Origin of the sequence: Kaistella jeonii (assembly GCF_000812865.1) — a bacterium.
In the GTDB taxonomy this organism is placed as follows: Bacteria; Bacteroidota; Bacteroidia; order Flavobacteriales; family Weeksellaceae; genus Kaistella; species Kaistella jeonii.
Map to the genome: position 1 here is coordinate 349,088 of NZ_JSYL01000001.1, position 21,294 is coordinate 370,381.

General features: G+C 35.7%; 18 protein-coding genes. 5 read left to right on the plus strand and 13 right to left on the minus strand.

Annotation, left to right across the window (positions count from 1 at the left end; all coding sequences use genetic code 11):
• The first annotated feature begins 41 nt into the window (after positions 1–41).
• Together OA86_RS01510 and OA86_RS01515 are read left to right on the plus strand one after the other, a co-directional pair.
• A complete protein-coding gene (locus OA86_RS01510; protein ID WP_039347720.1) occupies positions 42–1,736 on the plus strand; it encodes an APC family permease in 1,695 nt (564 codons plus the stop codon).
• Positions 1,736–2,047, plus strand: a complete 312-nt coding sequence (locus OA86_RS01515) for an Mpo1-like protein (protein WP_039347723.1) — start codon at positions 1,736–1,738, stop codon at positions 2,045–2,047. The genes OA86_RS01510 and OA86_RS01515 overlap by 1 nt, the downstream gene beginning before the upstream one ends.
• A gap of 72 nt (positions 2,048–2,119) precedes the next feature.
• Here the strand turns inward: OA86_RS01515 and OA86_RS01520 are convergent, their stop codons facing one another.
• Entirely contained in the window at positions 2,120–3,013 is an 894-nt protein-coding gene (locus tag OA86_RS01520) for an SPFH domain-containing protein (protein WP_039347726.1), read from the minus strand.
• A gap of 305 nt (positions 3,014–3,318) precedes the next feature.
• Here OA86_RS01520 and OA86_RS15145 point away from each other — a divergent pair, with 305 nt between their 5' ends.
• Both OA86_RS15145 and OA86_RS01530 read left to right on the plus strand, forming a co-directional pair.
• On the plus strand, positions 3,319–6,165 hold the full coding sequence (locus OA86_RS15145; RefSeq protein ID WP_052257330.1) for a S8 family serine peptidase: 2,847 nt from the start codon (positions 3,319–3,321) through the stop codon (positions 6,163–6,165).
• Between the two features lie 2 nt (positions 6,166–6,167).
• The gene (locus OA86_RS01530; RefSeq protein ID WP_039347728.1) at positions 6,168–7,958 is read left to right on the plus strand and encodes a hypothetical protein; all 1,791 of its coding nucleotides are present in this window, start codon (positions 6,168–6,170) and stop codon (positions 7,956–7,958) included.
• Positions 7,959–8,586: 628 nt separating this feature from the next.
• Here the strand turns inward: OA86_RS01530 and dgt are convergent.
• A complete protein-coding gene (gene dgt, locus OA86_RS01540; RefSeq protein WP_039348364.1) occupies positions 8,587–9,942 on the minus strand; it encodes a dGTP triphosphohydrolase in 1,356 nt (451 codons plus the stop codon).
• A 50-nt stretch (positions 9,943–9,992) separates the two neighbouring features.
• Between dgt and OA86_RS01545 the strand changes: the two genes are divergently transcribed.
• Positions 9,993–11,090, plus strand: a complete 1,098-nt coding sequence (locus OA86_RS01545; protein ID WP_039347733.1) for a hypothetical protein — start codon at positions 9,993–9,995, stop codon at positions 11,088–11,090.
• A 289-nt stretch (positions 11,091–11,379) separates the two neighbouring features.
• Here OA86_RS01545 and gcvP read toward each other — a convergent pair whose 3' ends face one another.
• The 11 genes from gcvP to tpx form a co-directional block, all read right to left on the minus strand.
• Entirely contained in the window at positions 11,380–14,241 is a 2,862-nt protein-coding gene (gcvP, locus tag OA86_RS01550) for an aminomethyl-transferring glycine dehydrogenase (RefSeq protein WP_039347736.1), read from the minus strand.
• 311 nt (positions 14,242–14,552) lie between these two features.
• Complete coding sequence (locus OA86_RS01555; protein WP_039347739.1) at positions 14,553–15,203, minus strand: J domain-containing protein; 651 nt, start codon at positions 15,201–15,203, stop codon at positions 14,553–14,555.
• 108 nt (positions 15,204–15,311) lie between these two features.
• Complete coding sequence (locus tag OA86_RS01560) at positions 15,312–15,578, minus strand: hypothetical protein (RefSeq protein WP_039347741.1); 267 nt, start codon at positions 15,576–15,578, stop codon at positions 15,312–15,314.
• A gap of 281 nt (positions 15,579–15,859) precedes the next feature.
• Positions 15,860–16,192, minus strand: a complete 333-nt coding sequence (locus OA86_RS01565) for a hypothetical protein (protein WP_039347743.1) — start codon at positions 16,190–16,192, stop codon at positions 15,860–15,862.
• 10 nt (positions 16,193–16,202) lie between these two features.
• Positions 16,203–16,778 (minus strand): RNA polymerase sigma factor, encoded by a 576-nt coding sequence (locus OA86_RS01570; RefSeq protein ID WP_039347745.1) that lies wholly within the window; start codon positions 16,776–16,778, stop codon positions 16,203–16,205.
• A gap of 90 nt (positions 16,779–16,868) precedes the next feature.
• Positions 16,869–17,312 carry an SRPBCC family protein gene (locus OA86_RS01575; protein WP_039347747.1) on the minus strand — a complete coding sequence of 148 codons (444 nt, stop codon included), beginning with the start codon at positions 17,310–17,312 and terminating at the stop codon, positions 16,869–16,871.
• Between the two features lie 25 nt (positions 17,313–17,337).
• A complete protein-coding gene (locus OA86_RS01580; protein WP_039347750.1) occupies positions 17,338–18,192 on the minus strand; it encodes a VOC family protein in 855 nt (284 codons plus the stop codon).
• A gap of 48 nt (positions 18,193–18,240) precedes the next feature.
• Entirely contained in the window at positions 18,241–18,654 is a 414-nt protein-coding gene (locus tag OA86_RS01585; RefSeq protein ID WP_039347753.1) for an SRPBCC domain-containing protein, read from the minus strand.
• A 66-nt stretch (positions 18,655–18,720) separates the two neighbouring features.
• A complete protein-coding gene (locus OA86_RS01590; RefSeq protein ID WP_039347757.1) occupies positions 18,721–19,134 on the minus strand; it encodes an SRPBCC domain-containing protein in 414 nt (137 codons plus the stop codon).
• Positions 19,135–19,251: 117 nt separating this feature from the next.
• On the minus strand, positions 19,252–20,463 hold the full coding sequence (locus tag OA86_RS01595; RefSeq protein ID WP_039347760.1) for a DUF763 domain-containing protein: 1,212 nt from the start codon (positions 20,461–20,463) through the stop codon (positions 19,252–19,254).
• A 93-nt stretch (positions 20,464–20,556) separates the two neighbouring features.
• Positions 20,557–21,054: a thiol peroxidase gene (gene tpx / locus OA86_RS01600; protein WP_039347763.1), complete on the minus strand. Its 498-nt coding sequence runs from the start codon at positions 21,052–21,054 to the stop codon at positions 20,557–20,559.
• Positions 21,055–21,294: the final 240 nt, after the last annotated feature.

Sequence of the window (21,294 nt, forward strand, 5' to 3'; positions counted from 1 at the left end):
TCTCAAATTTTATTTTACATTTGTGTAAATTACTTCCCAATATGAATCAGCTTTTCAGAAGAAAAAACTACAGTGCAAATGATCATCCTTCCGGTTTATTACGTGTTTTAGGCGTTTGGGATATCGTGTTTTTTGGTATTGCCGCAATTATTGGTGCCGGAAGTTTTAGTAGTTTAGGTGAAGCCGTTTTTCGAGGTGGTCCCGGAGTAATTATTCTGTACATTATTTGTGGTTTCGCTTGTGGTTTTACGGCTCTTTGTTACGCAGAATTTGCGAGCAGAATTCCTACCGCCGGTTCCGCATATACCTATGCCTACGCAAGTTTCGGAGAATTGATCGCCTGGGTTATTGGTTGGGCGCTGATCATGGAATATTCTTTCGGAAATATTTATGTGGCTTTTTCCTGGAGCGACTATTTTACAAGCTTCATGGGCCGAATTGGCGTGCATATTCCGGAGTTTTTAACATGCAGTTATCCTGAAGCGAAAAAAGCTTTTTTTGGTGGTTCTCAAAATATAGAATTGATCAATGCCTGGAAAACGGCACCAACTATAGGGAATTTAAAAATTATTTTAGATATTCCCGCTTTGGTTATTAATGGACTGATCACCTGGTTGGTCTATGTTGGTGTAAAAGAATCCAAAAATTTAAACAACGTTTTTGTTATTCTAAAACTTTTTATCATTTTAATGGTGATCGCAATGGGAATCGCCTTTATCAGCACTGATAACTGGTTTCCTGTAAGTACGGTTACTCACGTTCCCTCTTTTATGCCGAATGGATTTGCTGGAGTGATGAGTGCAGTTTCGGGGGTTTTCTTTGCCTACATCGGCTTTGATGCGTTGAGTGTACTTTCAGAAGAGACCAAAGATCCGCAGAAAAATCTTCCACGCGGAATGATCATTTCCCTCGTTTTATGTACTGTTATTTATATTATTTTGACCTTGGTTTTAACCGGAATGGTTGACTATAGAAAATTTGAAGGAATCGGTGATCCGCTCGCATTTATTTTCGAAAGGTCTAATGCGAATATTGCTTGGATGGAATTGCTCGTGTCTTTGGGTGCCATCATTGCGATTACGACCGTTTTATTGGTTTTTCAAATGGGACAGCCGAGAATTTGGTATGCAATGAGTCGCGATGGTTTGATGCCAAAAAAATTCATGGAAATTCATCCTAAACATAAAACTCCTTCTTTTGCTACCATAATTACAGGAATCGTGGTTGGAGTACCTATTTTGTTTACAGATAAATCCTTTATTTTAGATTTCACGAGTATCGGAACTATTTTCGCTTTTGTCTTGGTTTGTGGTGGTGTTTTATTGCTTCCATCGAAAGAAAAATTGAAAGGCAGATTTCATTTACCCTATATTAATGCTAAGATTCTTTTCCCAATTATTTTCCTGGGCGGATTGCTATTCTTTTACTGGTGGCAACCGGAGTTTTTCCACACTTTAATGGAATGGGATCATAAAACTGAAGGTGAATTCCGGATTTCGATGTTCTTTTTCATCATTATTAATATAGGTCTTTGTGTTTTAGCTTTCGTGAAAAACCTTTCTTTGATTCCGTTAATGGGCCTAAGTTCCTGTCTTTATCTTCTCACAGGAATGAGCCATAATAACTGGTTTTGGTTCTTAGTATGGTTTGCAATCGGACTCATCATTTATTTTTCCTACGGATATAGAAATAGTAAACTGCACCGAAGTTCAAATAATGACGAAAATCAAAAGTAATGGCAGAAAGAATAAAAACCTTCGATGAATTTTATCAGTTTTATCTGAAAGAACATAGTCAATTGGGCACACGAATTTTCCATTTTATTGGTACGCTTCTGATTTTTTTGGTTCTTTTCTACGTGATCAAATCTGGGAAAGAGCGATTCCTTTGGTACATCCCAATTTTCGGGTATGGTTTTGCGTGGTTCAGTCATGTGGTTTTCGAAAAGAATAGACCGGCAACTTTTAAATATCCAATATGGAGCTTGGTTTCCGATTTTAAAATGTTCTTTGAACTGTTGATCGGTAAGCTAAAATTCAAAAGTTAATCTCTAAAATTTTAACCAAACAAAAGCCAACTTAAATAAGTTGGCTTTTGTTTTTTTATCAATTTACTAGAATTATTTGATATGGTCCATTTGCTGTGTTGCAGCCATAGAAACCATTAAATCATTTAATAAAGTACTCGCAGAATTAGGCGAATTTGGCAATAAAACCAAACTGCTTTTGTTCGTTGCACCAATCGCTTGAAGCGTGTCATAATGCTGTGTTACCACGATTAAAGCCGAGGCTTCCTGCGCATTGATATTTGCTTCATTCAACATTTTCACAGATTCTACCAAACCAGCAGCAATCTCTCTACGCTGATCGGCGATACCTTGACCTTGTAATTTCTTTGATTCCGCTTCTGCTTTTGCCACCGCTACAATTCTAATTTTTTGAGCTTCAGATTCGTACTCAGCTGCAGTTTTTTCACGTTCTGCTGCATTAATCCTGTTCATCGCGTGTTTTACTTGTTCATCAGGATCGATGTCGGTTACCAAAGCTTTGATGATATCATAACCATAACTTTGCATCGCTTCCTGAAGTTCACCTTTTACCGCAATTGCTACATCGTCTTTTCTTACAAAAACATCGTCCAACTTCAACTTTGGAACTTCTGCTCTTACAACATCAAAAACATAAGAAGTAATTTGATTTTCTGGATTTTCTAAACGGTAAAAAGAATCTGCAACTTGCGAGGCAATAACTTGATACTGTACAGAAACTTTCATTCTAATGAAAACGTTATCTAAAGTTTTGGTATCAATGATCACATCTAACTGTTGAATTCTCAGATTCATACGTTTTGCGACTTGATCAATGAAAGGGATTTTTAAATGCAGTCCTGATTGACGTACAACGTGAAATTTCCCTAATCGTTCTACGATTGCAGCGGTTGCCTGTTTCACTGTAAAAAATGAAGCGAAAAGAACAATAAGTCCGAAAAAAATAATAGCTCCTAAAAATGCCATGGTTTAATTTTAATGGGTTAATAAATTATTCAGCTGTTAATTTTGCTGATTTCATAAAGATAATTAAAAAATTGGGATAACCATTAAAAAAGGTTAAAACACCCTATTTAATAAGGGAAAACACTGTTTCTTAATAGGTTATGGTTTGCATAGCTATTTTTGTTGTAATTTTGATTGAAGAGGAAATGTAAATTACTAGAATTCAATATATTAAATCTTTTTTTTCAAGAAATCTGGCAGTTTGAGAGGATTAATATCTTGTAATGAAAAGTTTCTTGTATAAATAAAACTAAAATCATCAAAAAATGTCGTCCCAAAAAATCATCAATGATCTCGCTTACGAGCGTTTTCAGCAGGCAAACTCCAAAATCGACAGTGTAAAAAAAGGCATTCAGGAAAATCGGATGGGTGAAGCGAGCTTGACGGATATTCAAACAGATAGTGATAAACTTTCAAAAAGAATTGCAAGAGAAAACATGCCTATTTCTGCAGCTTTAGAGCGGATAAATGGGGTGCCAAATTTTCAGGATATCAATATTCTTTATAAAATTCTAAAAATTTCGGAATCTGTTGGAAGAATTACCATTAAAACCCGCTACGGAAATTCCGGATATGGAACCGGTTTTTTAGTCGCACCTGGAATTTTGATCACCAATAATCATGTTTTTCCCGATGCCGAAACTGCCAGAAATTCGATGGTGCAATTCTATTACGAACTTGATGAAAACAACGAATCAAAAAAAGTTCAGACTTTCGGCTTTGTGCCGGAGAAATTATTCATGACTTCATCTTACCAGGCGGATCCGGCCAACGTGAACAGTGGACTTGATTTTACAATTGTCGCAGTTTCAGATAAATCAAAAGAGGGAAAAAATATCAGTGAAATTCCGTGCACGGTTTTAGATGAAACTTTGGGTAAAATTATTGAAGGCGAAAATTGTGTCATCATTCAACATCCAAAAGGGGATTATAAAAAAACGGTGATGAAAGACATTCGAATGCTAACGCTGAAAGATGATTTTTTAATTTATGAATCCGATACGCTTCCCGGCTCATCCGGCGCGGTTGTTATTGGTTTGGGAACCGGTGAAGTGGTTGCGCTTCATCACAGCAGCATTCCGAATAAAAATCCGCAGGGACAATGGTTGCGAAAAGATGGCGGAGTTTACAAAGAAGGCGATGCCGATGAAACGATAAACTGGCTCGGAAATGAAGGAATTAGGGTCAGTTCGCTCATCCGATGCATTAGAAATATAAAAGTACCGGAGGAAATGTCCCCGCTGAGAAATACTATTTTAGGTAAAACACAGCTGGAAAAAGTTCAAAAAAATTCAGAAGAATCAAAAGAAGAAAAACCTGAAACCGAAATGAAAAACTCAAACGAATCGGTCTTGAATCAGGCTGTAAATATGATTCAGAATGTTTCCACGAAAGACAATCTTCCTGTTCAGTATTTTGAAATTGAACTTTCTAATATTCTCACCATGCAAGATGACTGGAAAGAAAATTACAAAAAGCTGGTTCCGGAAGCGATCAGTTCAGAACCATTATTTCCTTTGTCGACCATTCCTTCGCAAAAAATCATTCAATATATCACTTTACGTTCTAATGACAATCCGTGGGAAATTGCGGCAAAACTGGAAGCTTTACCCCAAATTAAAACGGCAACTCCAGATCTGGAAATGGAAACTGACCTTCAGAAAAAAAGCAAAAGCGACAATCAACTCACCGAATCAGACATGCTGGAAAATATGAAAACCAGCAACGCAGCCGGAAGACAAGATGATTTTAAAACAAAATGGAGCGCTTCTACTTATTTCAAACTCGATGATTCTGATGTCTTCAACCAAAGACTTTGGAATAGAACTGCGGTAGGTTTAAAAATTAAAAATACGACTCATACCGATGTCTATTCTTTAATAAAAGATGTTATCGGATATAAAAACTCTCAAAATAAAAACAAATCTGCTTCTAATAATTTAGAAGTTAATAAGATCATCGAAAATTTAAAGAAAATCAATTTAGTTCAGCTCGATACAGGTTATACCGATCATGCAAAAGTAAAGGGAAGGTTTAATTTTGACTGTGACGAAGATTTTATAGATGGTTCTGATGCACGCGATGAAATGAGAACTGGTTTTCTACGACATCCTGGTCACGGAACCAGAACAGCAAGCATTATTACTGGAGGTGACATGAGTTCTATCTATAAAAACGACGGGAATTATGGAATTTTATGTGACGAAAAGAAAAACACATTAGTAAACATTATTCCCTACCGAATTTCTGAATCCGTAGTTTTAATCAATAGAGGAAAGAATGTTGTCGACGCAGTGAATCAGGCGGTTCATACGAATGCTGATGTTATGTTTATGTGTATGGGAACTTATCCGCGACCTATGATCGCCGAAGCTGCGAAAGTTGCGTATGATAATGGTGTAATCTGGATTTGTGCTTCTGGAAATGAAGTTGAAATGGTCGTTTCGCCCGCTTTATATCCAGGAACTATTGCTGTTTCCGCCACAAATCCCAATCAAAAACCTTGGCGTGGAAGCAGCTATGGCACTGCAGTCGATATTTCTGCACCTGGAGAAGACGTTTATGTTCCCTCGATGGATGAAAAATATAATGAAATTATGGTCTATGGAAGTGGAACAAGTTACGCAACACCGCATGTTGCAGCCGCTGCAGCACTTTGGAAAGCTACAAAAAGAGATAAAATTTTTGAGAAATATAAATTCCCGTGGCAAATTGTGGAAGCTTTCAGAATCTGTTTAAAAGAATCTGCAACGAAACCACCAGTTTGGGATGCTGCAAATTATGGCGCTGGAATACTCAATATTTACGAACTTCTGAAATGTGAATTACCAGATATTGATGAAAAAAAATACGCATATGCGAAAGATCCACGCCAAGAATGGGATTTAGGAGTTCGGGAAGCGGTACATTTTCTTTGGAAAACCCTTCTCAAAAAAACAATTTCTACAAGAGAATCAAGTCAGGAAATGGTGATGACAGAACGTTCCCGAATTGCGATTACTGCCATGACGGGAAATACGGTTTCCAGTATTTTTGAAGCTGACAGTATTACTTCGGTTACCGATTCTGAAAAAATTTTAAAAATGTACTTCGACAGTTATAAAAAAAGCTAACCATGGAAAAAAAATATTTTGACCTACATCTTCATCCTTTATTCAAAAACTTCCTCAGTCATTATGATGTTGCAATCCCACCTACGACCAGAACGCTGGAAGAATTAACGCAACCTGTGAGAATGTCGAATGCGCTGACAAGTGTCGTGGATGAATTGTTTATCCATATTCTAAAAAGTCAGAGCAGCATTCAGCAATGTAAAAAAGGTAGTGTGAATTATGCAGTTGCAGCAATCGTAAATCTGGAATTTGGTTTTGCGGATAGCCGTGGATTTTTTGGCAATATTCTAAAAAGTAAATTTTCGAATCCCCTTGATAAAATATACTTCGAAAAAGTTCGAAATGGAGAAGTTTCCTACTACCGATTGATGTTGATGGAGTTGAGTCTTTATAAGAAATTGCGGGATGATAAGGAAAGCAACATCACAATTCTCTCACGAAATAACACCAAGATAGCCAGCGAAAACGGACTCAACATTATTTTGAGTTTAGAAGGTTCTCATAACTTTAGTAAATTAATGATTGGAAATCCTCTTAAAATTGATTTTATAGAAGACCAGTTCACAGACTCCACAAAAACCAAAAAACTGTCGCAAACTGCCGATAACCTTTGGAAAGAAATGATCGTTGATATAGAAAATGGAGAAGATCCTACCGCAAATTACAATCAAAATCCTGCGGCAAATCTGGAAAAATTTTACAAAAGTCTCTCCAGAGAAAAAATGGATCTGCTTTATATTACGTTGACTCATCTCACGCATATCAACGAACAGTTTTTGGCGACGCATGCTTTTGGGATGAAAATGTTGAAACACCCCTCTTTTTACCCTTTCGGAAACGGAATTACCACTTTGGGATATGAGGTTATTGAGAAATGCTATTCGATGACCAATCACAAAGAGGAGTATCGACCGATTATTTTAGATGTGAAACATTTAGGTTTAAAATCGCGGCAGGATTTTTATGCCTTTCGAAAATCTTTAATTGAAAAAGAAAAAAAATACGAAAACATTCCAATCATCGCTTCTCACATCGGAGTTACAGGATATACGAATAATGAATGGAAAAATGCTTTGAAAAGAAACAATTGCACCGTTTATAACTACGAAGGAGCTCGCGCCGTTTCTATCGAAATGGATAAAAAAAATTGTGGAAAATGGGGCTCTTTTGTCAACAATGATTTTACTTTTAACCCCTGGTCCATCAATTTAATGGATGAAGATATTACCGAAATTTTGAACAGCAACGGAATTTTAGGAATGAGTCTGGATGTGAGAATTTTAGGATTTCAATCTGAATATGGAATCAGTTTAACGAGTGAAAATGAATTTTTGAGCACTGCCGATTTTCATACGCACTTCCCACAAATAGCAGTGAAGAACTTACCCATAAATACGATGGAATCAATAATTTCTGAGAATGAAAGCTGGCTGATTCCGACAAAAGAAGACCGTCATCCATTATCTTTCTATTTCAATATTATTCATATCATTCAAGTTGGATTACTCAAAACCGATATTGAAGAACCCTGGAAACAAATTTGTCTTGGAAGTGATTTTGATGGTTTGATCGAACCTTTAAAAATTTCTCCAGACATTTCTTCGTTGGAAGAATTGGAAGCAAATATGATCAAATGGCTTCCTGTTGCAGAAAAAGCTTACGTTAATGAAAATGGTGGAACACGTATTCTTTTTGGAAAATCTACCACAGATCTTAAAAAAATTGTCCGCGGGATCATGTTTGAAAATGGTAAAATTTTTATAGAAAAATGGCTGAATAATTTTGGCTGCTAATTATATCCTCATTTCAATATCAATTTCATATTTTTTAAAGTAAAATGTATGTTGTTTCGCTATTAATCGGAATATTGTATTATTATAATTGTTATGTTTAACAAAAAAAGTTCAACTTTACCCTTAAGAATTGTAATGCTTTAATTCCAAATTAACTGGCTTCAAGGTTAATACATAACCAAAACTAATGAAAAAATTAATATTTAAATTTTACATCCTTAATTTATTGTTAAGTTTGGCGTTATATATTGGGTTCAGAATAATTCTTATCAATACAGAAACAGAAGCGAGCAACACCTTTGAATTTATTTTATATATTATAAAAACTTTTTTAGACCTCTATATCATTGGTCTATTTTCAGTGGTGATGATTGTTTGTTCAACCACTTATTTTCTCAACCTGAACGACCGAATTAGAAATAATACATTATTTTCATTTCTTACATTTCTCGGAATTCCAATTGCAATAGTTTTGTTTTATATAATACAATTTACGAAGGATTTTCAAACGGAGGGTTTTAAAGGTTTACTGTTGCTGGATAACTATTTTGTAGTGTCATTTATTTACATTTTCCTGGCCACCATCTTATTTTTAGTGTTTAGGAGAAAAGTAGGGAAAATATAGTTTCTACATCGTCATTCCGATATCGATCCCTTTTATTTTGCGGTAAAGATCTGTAGCAAAATTATCGGTCATGCCGGAAACAAAATCAATTACTCCCAAAACTTTTTGATAGTCAGTACCATTTTCATAAATAAACTGTTGCGGTAATAATTTTAAAGCCATCTTATCGTACGATTTTCTTTCTGAATTTTCCTTTAAAATGGGCGGAATAAAATGATCGAGTAACTCATTCATCACATTATAACCCGCGTTTTCTATTTCAATTACATTTTTATGATTGTAAATTTTATCGATAGAAAAACTTTCAATTTCCTGCAGAGATCTATTTTCAGATTTATAAATATCGAGCAAGGCCTTGTCTAAATTTCCTTCTAAAATTTTAGAAAAATTAGTCTTATAAATTTCCAGCGATTTGTTAATTAAAGCATTAATGACTTTCGCTCTTAAATAAGAAATCCTTTCATTAGCATTTGTCAGGATGGAAAGCTTCTCTTCTACCCTTTTAATATTTGAATTTTCTGATCTGATGAGTTCAATAAAAAGATTTTCACAATCAGAAGTCGAGACAATTCCTAATCGGTGCGCATCTTCCATATCGATGATATTGTAGCAAATATCATCTGCAGCTTCTACAAGCCAAACAAAAGGATGTCTTTTAAAAATAGTTGGTTCTACACTCTCCTGCGCCAAATTCACCGATTTTGCAATATCAAGAAAAGTATCCTTTTCATTTTGAAAAAAACCGGATTTCTTACGATGAATGATTCCTTTCTTTTTGGCAATCGCTTCACACGGATATTTTGCAATACTCGCCAAAGTCGTATAAGTCAGCTGAGTTCCACCTTCATCTTTGCCATTTTGTTGATGCGTTAGAACCCTTATTGCATTTGCATTTCCTTCAAAATTCACTAAATCAGCCCACTCTTTTTCTGTAAATTTTTGCTTTAAATCTATCTCATTTTTCTCAAAATAACTTGCGATTGCATCTTCACCTGAATGTCCGAAAGCGGGATTACCAACATCGTGACAAAGACACGCCGCGGCAATTACATTTTGAAGATTATGCTGATAGAAATTTTTTGAATTCTCATCCAGTTCATTTTCGAAATTGTCGACAATAAACTCACCGATAACACTTCCTAAGCTGCGACCAACTGATGAAACCTCGAGGGAATGCGTCAATCTGTTATGCACAAAAACACTTCCGGGAAGCGGAAAAACCTGCGTTTTATTTTGCAGTCTTCGAAATGCTGCCGAAAATATAATCCGGTCAAAATCTCTTTGGAAATCTGTCCTTGAAGCGGAAGTTGCAAGATTTTTTCCTGTGCGTTGATGCGTATAAAGTCTGTTTAAAATCATAATAGAAAGCCAAAAATAAGCCTTAAATTTAAAGAATAAAAATTTTTGATATGAAAGTTTACCTACTGTTGTTGCCAATTCTTTTGTTCTCCTGTAATAAGAGTGAAACCGATAAACACAAAAAATATGAAAATACTGAAAATCAATGTTTTATACTAAGCAATGGTATCAATTATGACGAAGCTTCGAAGCCAGTTTCGATTCCGACTCATGAAGAAATTCTAAAAAATCTTCCTAAACATATTCAGATCAAGTCATTACCAGATTTCAAAAAATTCAGTTATGATAAGAAAGAAACTGCAGAAATGAAAGGAAAAGAAAAAGAATATTTTGAATCCAATGAATACAAAAATCAATTCAAAGACTGGATCGCTGCATTACCTGAATTCAATTACGTTTCTGTAAATGATAATTTCGCGTTGGCAAAAAATAAATACGGACTTTGGCTGGTTGAAAAAATAAATGATCAATACAAACCATATTTTTTAGGCCTAACTCAAAATTGTTATCTGCAGGATTTTTATGGAAAGAGTCAAAAATTTATTCAGAATAATCAGTTTGTGATGAATGGAACTTTGGTAGATGTGCAGCGCTTATCAAGAATTCCGATGTTGCCGAAATATGAAGTGATTAAAGATGGTATTTCATTTACAATCAATCTAGATGATGTAAGAAAAGACAATGATAAAGATGGTTTCAATGATTTATTTGAAAATTTCATTGGTCTTAATCCAAATTCTGCAGATTCGGATGGAGACGGAATTCCTGATTTTGAAGATCATAACCCAAAATATAAATCTGAAAATTCAAAATTCACTTCGATGTACGAATTGGTGGTGGATCAACCAGTAAAAAACGAGCAATATTCTTTTACCGAAGTTTTGACGAACTGTGAATATTTCCAGAAAATAAATCCTAAAAATCTGAAAGTTTTAATGTACAATACTTCAGAAAAAGCACCGATCAAAGAAGATGTTTTAGATCTATTCTTCCCCGGAAAATACAGTAAAATGAAAACGTATGAAAATTACCCGGAAGTCTATTTTACCGATTTCTCTGATGCAACCGGCGACGGAACCATTTCCGCAGAATTCATCAAGGGTAAATGGAAATTGGGTAGAAAATATACAGTTACTTTTGGGATGTAAATGTTTGATGAATGATGCTTGACGCTTGATGTTTGATGTTTGATGTTTGATGCTTGAAGCTTAGTGCTTGAAATATGATTAAAATTAAATTTTTAGAGATCACCTGTTTTAAAGGCGAAAATCTGCAGCCCGACTTGAACGGAGCTCTTTTTTATGGAACGAAGTGAAGTAAAAAAAGCGGGAGTGGAAGGCGGAAATGTCTGCCCAAATAAACAATACAATCAAACTCTGATTCGAAAAAAAATTCCTGAATATCATATTCAGGAATTTTATTTTTATGAAAGATCTACTACTCCATATAACTTTCGATCGGAGCGCAAGTACAAATTAAATTTCTGTCTCCATACGCTTCGTCAACTCTGGAAACAGTGGCGAAAAATTTATGATCTCGCACCCAATCTAATGGATATGCAGCTTTTTCACGGCTGTAAGGTTTGTCCCAAGAGTCAGAAATTACGATCTGCTCTGTGTGAGGGGCATTTTTCAAGACATTATTTTTCTCGTCAGCTTCACCATTTGCAATTTCATCGATTTCTTTTTTAATAGAGATCAACGCTTCTGCAAAACGGTCTAGTTCGCGTTTGCTTTCAGATTCTGTCGGTTCAATCATCAAAGTTCCGGCAACGGGGAAACTCACTGTTGGAGCATGGAAACCATAATCCATCAATCGTTTTGCAACGTCGGCAACTTCAATTCCTATCGCTTTAAACTGTCGGAAATCTACTATGCACTCATGCGCTACTCTATTATTTTTGTTGGCGTACAATATTGGGAAATGCTCGCCTAAAACAACTTTCAAATAATTTGCATTTAAAATCGCATGTGCAGTTGCTTTCATCAAACCATCTGTTCCAAGCATTTTGATGTAGGCGTAAGAAATATTCAGAACTAAACTTGAACCAAAAGGCGCTCCTGAGATCGCATCAATAGATTCTTTTGTTCCTATTTTAATGTTTGGATTGCTCGGTAAAAACTTCACCAAATGCTCCGCAACGCAGATCGGACCAACTCCGGGACCACCTCCACCGTGAGGAATGGCAAAAGTTTTATGTAAATTAAGGTGACAAACATCGGCTCCAACATTTCCCGGACTTGTGTAACCAACCTGAGCATTCATATTCGCGCCATCCAGGTAAACCTGACCGCCGTGCTCGTGAATTAATTGGGTGATTTCCTTGATGTTTTCATCAAACAAACCATAAGTAGAAGGATATGTGATCATGGCAGCGGAAAGATTTGCGCTGTGCAATTCAGCTTTTGCTTTTAGATCTTCGAAATCGATCTCTCCATTTTCAAGATTTTTTACAACAACTACTTTCATTCCTGCCATTACTGCAGAAGCAGGATTTGTTCCGTGTGCTGACTGCGGAATTAAAGCAATATTTCGATGACCTTCGCCACGTGATTTGTGATATTCGCGGATCACCATTAAACCTGCATATTCTCCTTGAGCTCCTGAATTTGGTTGTAAAGATGTTCCGGCAAAACCTGTAATCTCTGCTAAGTCTTTTTCTAATTCTTTAATTAAAATTTGGTAACCTCCTGCTTGTTCAGTTGGAACAAATGGATGAACATTTCCCCACTCTGACCAGGAAAGTGGCAACATTTGAGTCGCTGCATTTAATTTCATGGTGCAAGAACCGAGGGAAATCATAGAATGCGTTAATGATAAATCTTTTCTCTCCAAACGCTTGATGTATCTCATCAATTCGGTTTCGGTATGGTAACGGTTGAAAACTTCGTCCTGTAAAATAGGATCAGTTCGCAAGGAATCTGCTGGGATTTGAACTTCTTCTTTAATGAGTAATTTAAAACTTTGCTTGTCTTTGAACTGGGCAAAAGCATCAAATAAACACTGTAATTTTTCTAAAGTAGAAGCTTCATTCACTGAAATACTTACGATCCCTTCAGAGAAATAATTAAGATTAAATCTTCTGTCACGCATCAAACGCATCAAAGAATTTTTCTCATCTTCGTGAATACGGAATTTTACGGTATCGAAAATGGCTTCTTCTACAATATCATAACCCAACATTTTTAAACCGTCATGCAACGCATTTGCTTTGAAATGAATTTGATCCGCGATAAAGTTTAAACCACTTGGTCCGTGATAAACAGCGTACATTCCCGCCATCACTGCCAAAAGAACTTGTGCTGTACAAATATTTGAAGTTGCTTTTTCTCTTTTGATATGTTGCTCACGAGTTTGCAGAGCCATTCTCAGAGCGCGTTTTCCGTAAGCATCCTGGGAAACCCCAATTATTCTTCCCGGAATATCTCTTTTGTAGACATCTTTACAAGCAAAAAATGCTGCGTGAGGACCACCATAACCCATCGGAATTCCGAATCGTTGTGTTGTTCCCACTGCGCAATCTGCTCCCATATCTGCGGGCGATTTTAATTTCACCAACGCCAACGGATCACAGGCAACCACAACCTGTAGCTCGTGTTCTTTGTAATATCTAATATTTTCTGTGTAATCTACAATGATCCCATTTTTGCCGGGATATTGCAATAAAACACCGAAATAAGAATTGTTAAACTGATGGTTTTTATAATTTCCTACAATAATATCGATTCCCAAACCTTCTGCTTTGGTTTTCAATACTGCGATCGTTTGTGGCAAAACCAGATCAGATACGAAGAATTTTATAGAACCTTCTTTTTTCTGTTCTTTTGTTCTGCTTTCAAAAAACATATGCATTGCTTCTGCAGCTGCAGTCGACTCATCTAAAAGAGAAGCATTTGCTAGTTTAAAACCAGTTAAATCGCAAACTACAGTCTGAAAATTTAATAAGGCTTCTAATCTTCCCTGTGCTATTTCAGCTTGATACGGTGTATAAGCGGTGTACCAGGATGGATTTTCTAAAATATTTCTTTGAATTGCGCTTGGCAAAAGAGTGCTGTGATAACCGAAACCAATATAATTATCAAATTCGATATTTTTTGAAGCTAACTCTTTAGAATGCATCAACATTTCCTGCTCTGAAAGTGGTGCCGAAATTTCAAGGTCTTTCTCCAAACGAATAGCCCTCGGAATTGCCTGATCAATTAATTCGTCAATACTCGAAACGCCGATTCTCTCTAACATTGCCTCTTTATCGGCTTCGTTCATAGAAATGTGACGGTTTACAAATTGTGTGGTGTTCATATTTTTACGGTAGATTTTATTTCAAAATAAAGGTTCGTAAAAATACAAATTTTTGGTGAAAAGTACAATTGATAAATCTCATCAAATTAAAATATTATTTATGTTATTTGGAGTTATTCTAAATAAAATTTTATATTTGCGATATGAATGTATCAATCGTTCCATTTAAAATTGCTCCATTGAGCCCATTCTCTTCTAAACAGGAAGACATGTTCTGCGCTAAAAAAAATTGCTGCAAAAAATTTAAGAAAGGAAAACGTTGTAAAAAATGTCCCGGAAGATTAAAACTGGCGTAAAATAACAATTTCGATCTAGTTAGAAAATGTTTTGATCAAAAGCAAAATCGCAACGAGCAAAAGAATCGCAGCGAAAACAAACCGTAAAAATTTTGACTGACCGCCAGGATTGGTTCTTGATGGTTTCTGCGGTTTAAACATTTCCTCCACGTCATTTCTGAATTTCTCTTTATCATTTTCAAAAAGTTCAGTAATCGTAATTCCCCGAACAATTGTTTTGTTGAGCAGTGAATTGGTTGCGTGAAGTAAGATGTTGAATTTACCGTCTTTAAATTCATTGATCTTAAAAACTCTTTCCCCATAACCTTTCTCCAGACCAAAAGGCAGAATTTTCACAATATCCGCATTTTGAGTTTGCCAGGTGATGATCACTTCTTCCCCTTTTTTAACTCTGATTCTGTTCGCTGTAAAAGTTTTGATGAAAGGTGGCATCGTCGGCCGGTAACTTCTCTGTTGATGTCCTAAATTTTCGTCGTAAATCCGGCGTTTTTCAGGATCTCCCAAAATATCATACGCTTCACGGATTTCCCGAAAACGATTTTCAAAGAAATCATCATTGGGATTTTTATCGGGATGGTATTTTAAAGATAATTTTCTGAAGGCTTTCTTAATATCTTCTTCCGAAGCATTTTCTAAAATCCCGAGAAAATAATAGTAGTTTTTCATTGACGAATGCGATACACAAAAGTAAGGATTTAAAATTTTCCGCAAAAAAAAAAACGGAAAGAATAAATTCCCCCGTTTTATAAATAAATGATCGAGTCGCAAATTTTCTTACGCTTCAGCACTTTCGTTTTTGCGATTTCTACTGCAACATCTGGAAGAAAACTTCTCTTTTAATTTTCCTTTTAATTCTGCATATTTTTCATCATCGAGTTCTCTTATTTTGTCGGCAAATGCGAAAGGCGTTCTACCTTTGATGTCGTATTCTTCGAAAATACCTTTCATCGCTTTTTTTCTCTCTGACATTTTTTTAACTGCCAAAGCAATTCCTACTACTGCAAGTGCACCGAATGCTCCTTTTAAATTTGAATTTTTCATTTTTTTTAAATTTTAAATTTTATGTTTTACTACTATTCTTTTATTTTTTATTAAAGACGAATCATTTTTTATTTTACTTTAAAGAATTTTTGTAATTGACTTTAAAGTTTCAACTTTTAGAAGAAATCCTCTTTATAATATAGACGAATCACTTTAAGTTTTACCTTAAAAAGTTGACTTAATAAATTTTAATATTTTTAATTTTAACAAAGACCATTCATCATTTTACATAAAAAAAACGAACAAAAGTCCGTTTCTATTGATCTTAACAACAATTTTAATTAACATTTATCCCGGAAGAAACCGCGATCACAACGCTGTTTCCACATTTCTTTAAATTTTTGTTTTTCCTCATCTGACATTCCATTCATTCGTTCTTCTTTTAATTTGCGAAATTTTTCGCTGCCGAAACTTTTTCTTCCACCAAATCCGCCGAAAAGAATTTTAGACAAGACCAAAATTCCCGCAGCTTGCCAGAAAGTGATCACTTTTGCACCCAAAATATTAGGTAGCAACCAATTCCAAAGTCCCATCACAATTGCTGAAACCGCAAAAAACATCGCTATTACAAACAATGCAAAAAGTGCGATCTTTCCCTTAAATCTATTTTTCATTTTTTCTTTTTTATTCGTTTAGATCTTTATACAAAATTGCCATTCTTTTTCTCAAATGCTTCACTGCATAATTTTTTCTGCTGATGATTGTTTTTATATTTTCTCTCTGTTCATCTGCAATTTCGTGCAGTTTTTTTCCTTCAATTTCACTCTCCACAAAAGCCAGACGCTGCTTTTCCGGAAGTTCTTCTAAGGCTGTAAACAGTTCTTTCCAAACCTCTTCCCGAAAAGCCAAAAGTTCTGGGTTTTCTGAATCATCCAGAAGCAAAATATCTTTGATGGAAAAGGTACCGTCTTCATTTTCAAAGGTAAAATCCTCTAAATTTTCTGTTTTTTTCTTGCGATAACTGTCGGTTATTTTGTTGCGCGAAACGGTATACAACCAACCACTTAAATTTACGATTTCAGAAATATTCGTCAGATTGCTGAACTGATACCAAACTTCCTGCAAAATATCTTCTGCATCTTCCGTATTATTCACTTTCGGACGAATGAAAGACAGCAGTTTTCCGCCATAATTTCTTACGGTTTGTGCAATGAGACTTTCTTTTTCCCTTTCTGACATATCGATAACTTCCACGTCCATATTGTATAAGACGATGCAAGATTTATTTTACTTTAAAAAAAGTGATTTTTTTTACAGGAATTGAAATTATGGTTGATGACCAAAAAATAATTAGGATTTTTCTGCAAGATCTTTCACGATCTCAAAACCTTTGTTGAAGCTATTATTCATAAATTCCTCGTAGTTTTTTTCGGTGTGCGTGATGGCGCGGAGTTCAGTTGTATTTTCGTTAATCGCTCTCAGAAAATATTTCTCTTCCATTCCACTCCAATCTACCACAGCCTGGCTTTTGATATCTTCAACGCCATCTTTAATCATTCCTAAATGAGAAAAAATAATTTCATGAGGTTCATTAAGGCTTTTAATTGTAGAAACCATTCCGTTTCCTTTTGTATCGAGGAAATAAGTTTTTCCTCCAATTTTCCAATCTGTTTTTAATTGAGAACCTTCCATAAAAAATTTCGTCCATTCAGGATAGGTTTTCTCATTCCAAAGAATATCCCAAACTTTTTGAACAGGCGCGTTGATGATAATTTCGTAATTCAAAGTTTCCATAATTGAAGTTTTTAATTTTATTTAATCAGGCATTTTCTAAGTCTGCAATCACGATTTTTTTCATATTCATCATTGCCTGCATTACCTTTAAGCCTTTTGTACGGTCTTCGCCATTCATTAATTCCAGTAATTTCTTGGGTACAATTTGCCAGCTCATTCCGAACTGATCTTTGAGCCAGCCACACATCGACTCTCTTCCCCCATTGGCAATCAAAGAATTCCATAAATGATCTGTTTCTTCCTGATCATCGGTCATTACAACCATAGATATTCCTTCATTAAAATCAAACTGATGGTCAAAAGAATTGTCCATACAGAAAAAAGAATAGCCATTAATTTCAAAATCAGCATGCTGCACATTGTCCGGAATTTCGTGCGTTTCATTTTCAACGCCTTCTCCATATTTTAAAACTCCGCCAATTTTAGAATTCGGGAAAATTTTGGTGTATAATCTCATCGCTTCCAGAGCTTTGCCATTATTTTGGTGAATGAACATTAAATTAGGAACGAGTTTTTGATCGCCTAAATTTTCACCTAGACAAATTTGCCAGGTCACACCGAACTGATCTCGAACCCAACCGTATTTTTTACTCCATGAATATTCACCCAATTCCATTAAAATAATTCCACCTTGTGAAAGGTTTTCCCAATATTTCTGTACTTCTTCTTCGGTTTCACATAAAACCATAAAAGAAATTGACGCATTTTTTTTGAACTGCGGACCGGCATTGAGAATCATGAATTGCTGCCCAAAAAGTTGAAGATTCAAAACTACTGAAGTGTCGGTTGTAATTTTCCCACCAAATGTTTGGGTATAGAAAATTGCGGCTTCTTTTCCGTTTCCGTCAAACCAAAGACAGGGAAATATATTCTTGTTCATTTTAAGATTTTTATAGAAAAAAACAGCATTTGTTATGCTGTTCGTTATTTAATTTTTCTCGACATATTTGTGAAAACGGTCTAAGATCGCATACCAACCAGTTCGCTGCATTTCCCTTGAATATTGAGCTTCCGGTTGAAAAATTTCTATAACTTCCGTTGTATTTTCGTCAATTATTCTGAAATGAACTTCAATCAACCGGCCATCATCTAATTTGCTTTTTACAGATTCCTGATCTTTAATTTCATTGATGATCCCTGAAAAATTATAGCCAAAACTATTGTCTTTGCACTCCAACCGGTAATCGAACCGCCCACCTTCGCGAAAATCAATCGTGGCTTTTGGACAGTGCCAATTTGGGGTTGTAAAATTCCACTTCACAATATGTTTAGCATTATAGAAATAATCCCAAACTTTATGAATAGGTTGTAGAATAATAATATCAATCGTGATCGGCTCCATATATAGTAATTTTTCTAAAAATACGGAATTTTATTTAAAGCTAATTCGGTGAAGCGCTGTTATAAGCTAATTGTTTTCGACATGCTTATGAAAATTATTTAAAATTGCATACCATCCGTCACGTTGCATATCTCGGGGTTGCGATGGATCGGGCTCAAAAATTTCGATCACTTTGGTCGTGTTTGCATCGATATTTTCAAAAATTACCTCTACTTTTCTGCCATCACTCAAATGATATTTAATTTTCCGAAGGGGAATGATCTCGTCATATGTTCCGGTGTAATCAAAACCGAAAGATGCATCCTTTGCTTCCATTCTGTAATTGAAATCTCCGCCTTCTTTTAAATTATTTTCGGCAGTGGGACAAACCCATTCCTCAGTGGCAAAATTCCATTTGGTAATGTGTTCAGCTTCCGTGAAGAAATCCCACACTTTTTTTACAGGTTTTAAAATGGTAATATCAATTTTTATAGGGTCCATATTTTTTATTTAGAGTTAAAGATAAAAATTTATTTAATGACTTGAACAGGAACATCAAAATTACATCCAGACAAAAAGTTTATCAACTCGCACAAGATTTTTTATACCTCATAAATTTTAAAATAATGAGAGTTGAATACCCTTTTGTCCTTTAGGTTTTTCAGCATCTCCGAAAACTGTCTTACCGCCATATTTCCAGGAATTCGCGCGTTCTTCTTCAATGACTTCATTGATATCAAAGTTTGGTGTGAAGTTTTCCTCTGCTTTCGAAATGAGTCGATGTAATTTTTCAACAGATTGAAGTTTGTCAGAATTTCCCAGTTTTGATTTTTCAATTCCTTTTTGCAGAATTGAAATGGTTTCATCATAAATTTTGAGCGGAACCGGAAACGGATGACCATCTTTTCCACCATGTGCGAAAGCGAATCTTGCAGGATCTTGAAATCGTGACGGTGCGCCATGAATGACTTCGCTGACTAAAGCTAAACTTTGCAAAGTTCTGGGTCCAACTCCTTTTAATAATAAAAGTTCTTCAAAATTTTCGGGTTGCGTTTCTCTCGTGATGTGTAATAATGCGCCCAACCGTTTAAGATCGACGTCTGCAGCCTGGATATCGTGATGTGCAGGTAGAATCAAACGCGCAAAATCAGACATGATTTTTTCTGAATTGGTGTGTGAAATTTCGAGAATTCCGGATCTGTTTTCTTTGGCGTCATGAGCAGTCAGATTTAAGATTTTTCCCTGGTTGATGCCAGAAATTCCAGTGTGCGGTTCTTCGATAAAAGATTTTAAATTTTCTGAATGCCAATGATAACGGCGCGCAGTTTTGTCTTTTACATTCATTCCCTGCTGAATTACGGTCCAGTTTCCTTCGTCACTCACCAAAAAATTATGCGTGTATAATTGATAACCGTCTTGAAGTGCGGTGTTGTCAACTTTGGCAGAAAGTTTACTCGCACGAATTAATTCTGTTCCATTTAAACCGGTGCTTTCAGAAATCTTCAGAAGTTCATCTGGTGTAGCGAGCGATTGTTTGCCTTTTCCACCCGCAATATAAATTCCGAGAGCTTTTGCATTGGGATTTACAACTCTTTTTAAAGCACCCATAACGGAAGTTGTAACGCCGGAAGAATGCCAATCCATTCCCATAACGGCGCCAAAACATTGAAACCAAAATGGATCGCTCATTCTTCTCAGCACTTCATCTTTTCCGTAATCGCTTAATAAAACTTCGAAAACCGCCAAACCAAGTTTCGACATGCGTTCATAAAGCCATTGCGGAACATAGCCATAATGAAGAGGTAAATCTGCGGAACCTGAACGTTTCATATTGAGAAATTGGATTTCTAAGTTTGGATCTTAAAATAAAAAACCTTGTCAAGTTTTAATTCCTGACAAGGCTAAAACTATCTTTTAAAAGGTTTATTTTAAAGCGTTCAAAGCATTTTCGTAGTTTGGTTCCTGAGCGATTTCCGGAACCTGTTCGGTGTAAAGAACTTTTCCGTTCTCGTCGGTAACAATAACCGCTCTGCTCAGTAAACCCTGCATTGGAGAGTCGATCATGGTAACGCCATAATCATCGCCAAAAGTACCACGGAAATCTGAGAGATTCACGACATTATCTAATCCTTCAGCTGCACAAAATCTGTTTAATGCAAAAGGTAGATCTTTAGAAACGTTGATCACTACGGTATTATTTAATCCAGAAGCTTCCTCATTGAATTTTCTCGCAGACGCAGCGCAAACTCCGGTATCGATACTGGGGAAAATATTAAAAATGATCCTCTTTGAAGAATAATCATCGTTCGTCATTTCTTTTAGATCTTTGCTGATCAAATTGAATTTTTTTACTGTACTGCCAACTGCCGGCAATGAACCGATCGTATGAACCGCACCACCGTGCAATGTAATATCTGCCATAATTCTAATTATTTTATTTACCCAAATTTACTGAATATTTTAGAGGTTGTGATCTCAATAAAAGTTAAAATATTCTTAAATCAGTTCTCAAAAATTATAGAAAAAGCAATACTATCTTGTTCATTTTATACTCATCACTCGACAAAAGCAAAAATCCCGCAATAGGGATCGCAACGGAAATCCCGCAGCCTCGACTCGTCTTGCAAAGGCGGGGCGAGGCGAGGAATTGGAGAGAAGAGC

Bases quoted from the DNA above. Each gene is read 5' to 3' on its own strand.
- OA86_RS01570 (WP_039347745.1), bottom strand. From the start codon at position 16,778: ATGGACGTGGAAGTTATCGATATGTCAGAAAGGGAAAAAGAAAGTCTC.
- OA86_RS01565 (WP_039347743.1), bottom strand. From the start codon at position 16,192: ATGAAAAATAGATTTAAGGGAAAGATCGCACTTTTTGCATTGTTTGTA.
- OA86_RS01520 (WP_039347726.1), bottom strand. From the start codon at position 3,013: ATGGCATTTTTAGGAGCTATTATTTTTTTCGGACTTATTGTTCTTTTC.
- OA86_RS01545 (WP_039347733.1), top strand. From the start codon at position 9,993: ATGAAAGTTTACCTACTGTTGTTGCCAATTCTTTTGTTCTCCTGTAAT.
- OA86_RS01575 (WP_039347747.1), bottom strand. From the start codon at position 17,312: ATGGAAACTTTGAATTACGAAATTATCATCAACGCGCCTGTTCAAAAA.
- gcvP (WP_039347736.1), bottom strand. From the start codon at position 14,241: ATGAACACCACACAATTTGTAAACCGTCACATTTCTATGAACGAAGCC.
- OA86_RS01530 (WP_039347728.1), top strand. From the start codon at position 6,168: ATGGAAAAAAAATATTTTGACCTACATCTTCATCCTTTATTCAAAAAC.
- OA86_RS01585 (WP_039347753.1), bottom strand. From the start codon at position 18,654: ATGGAGCCGATCACGATTGATATTATTATTCTACAACCTATTCATAAA.
- OA86_RS01590 (WP_039347757.1), bottom strand. From the start codon at position 19,134: ATGGACCCTATAAAAATTGATATTACCATTTTAAAACCTGTAAAAAAA.
- OA86_RS01580 (WP_039347750.1), bottom strand. From the start codon at position 18,192: ATGAACAAGAATATATTTCCCTGTCTTTGGTTTGACGGAAACGGAAAA.
- OA86_RS01555 (WP_039347739.1), bottom strand. From the start codon at position 15,203: ATGAAAAACTACTATTATTTTCTCGGGATTTTAGAAAATGCTTCGGAA.
- OA86_RS15145 (WP_052257330.1), top strand. From the start codon at position 3,319: ATGTCGTCCCAAAAAATCATCAATGATCTCGCTTACGAGCGTTTTCAG.
- tpx (WP_039347763.1), bottom strand. From the start codon at position 21,054: ATGGCAGATATTACATTGCACGGTGGTGCGGTTCATACGATCGGTTCA.
- OA86_RS01560 (WP_039347741.1), bottom strand. From the start codon at position 15,578: ATGAAAAATTCAAATTTAAAAGGAGCATTCGGTGCACTTGCAGTAGTA.
- OA86_RS01510 (WP_039347720.1), top strand. From the start codon at position 42: ATGAATCAGCTTTTCAGAAGAAAAAACTACAGTGCAAATGATCATCCT.
- OA86_RS01595 (WP_039347760.1), bottom strand. From the start codon at position 20,463: ATGAAACGTTCAGGTTCCGCAGATTTACCTCTTCATTATGGCTATGTT.
- OA86_RS01515 (WP_039347723.1), top strand. From the start codon at position 1,736: ATGGCAGAAAGAATAAAAACCTTCGATGAATTTTATCAGTTTTATCTG.
- dgt (WP_039348364.1), bottom strand. From the start codon at position 9,942: ATGATTTTAAACAGACTTTATACGCATCAACGCACAGGAAAAAATCTT.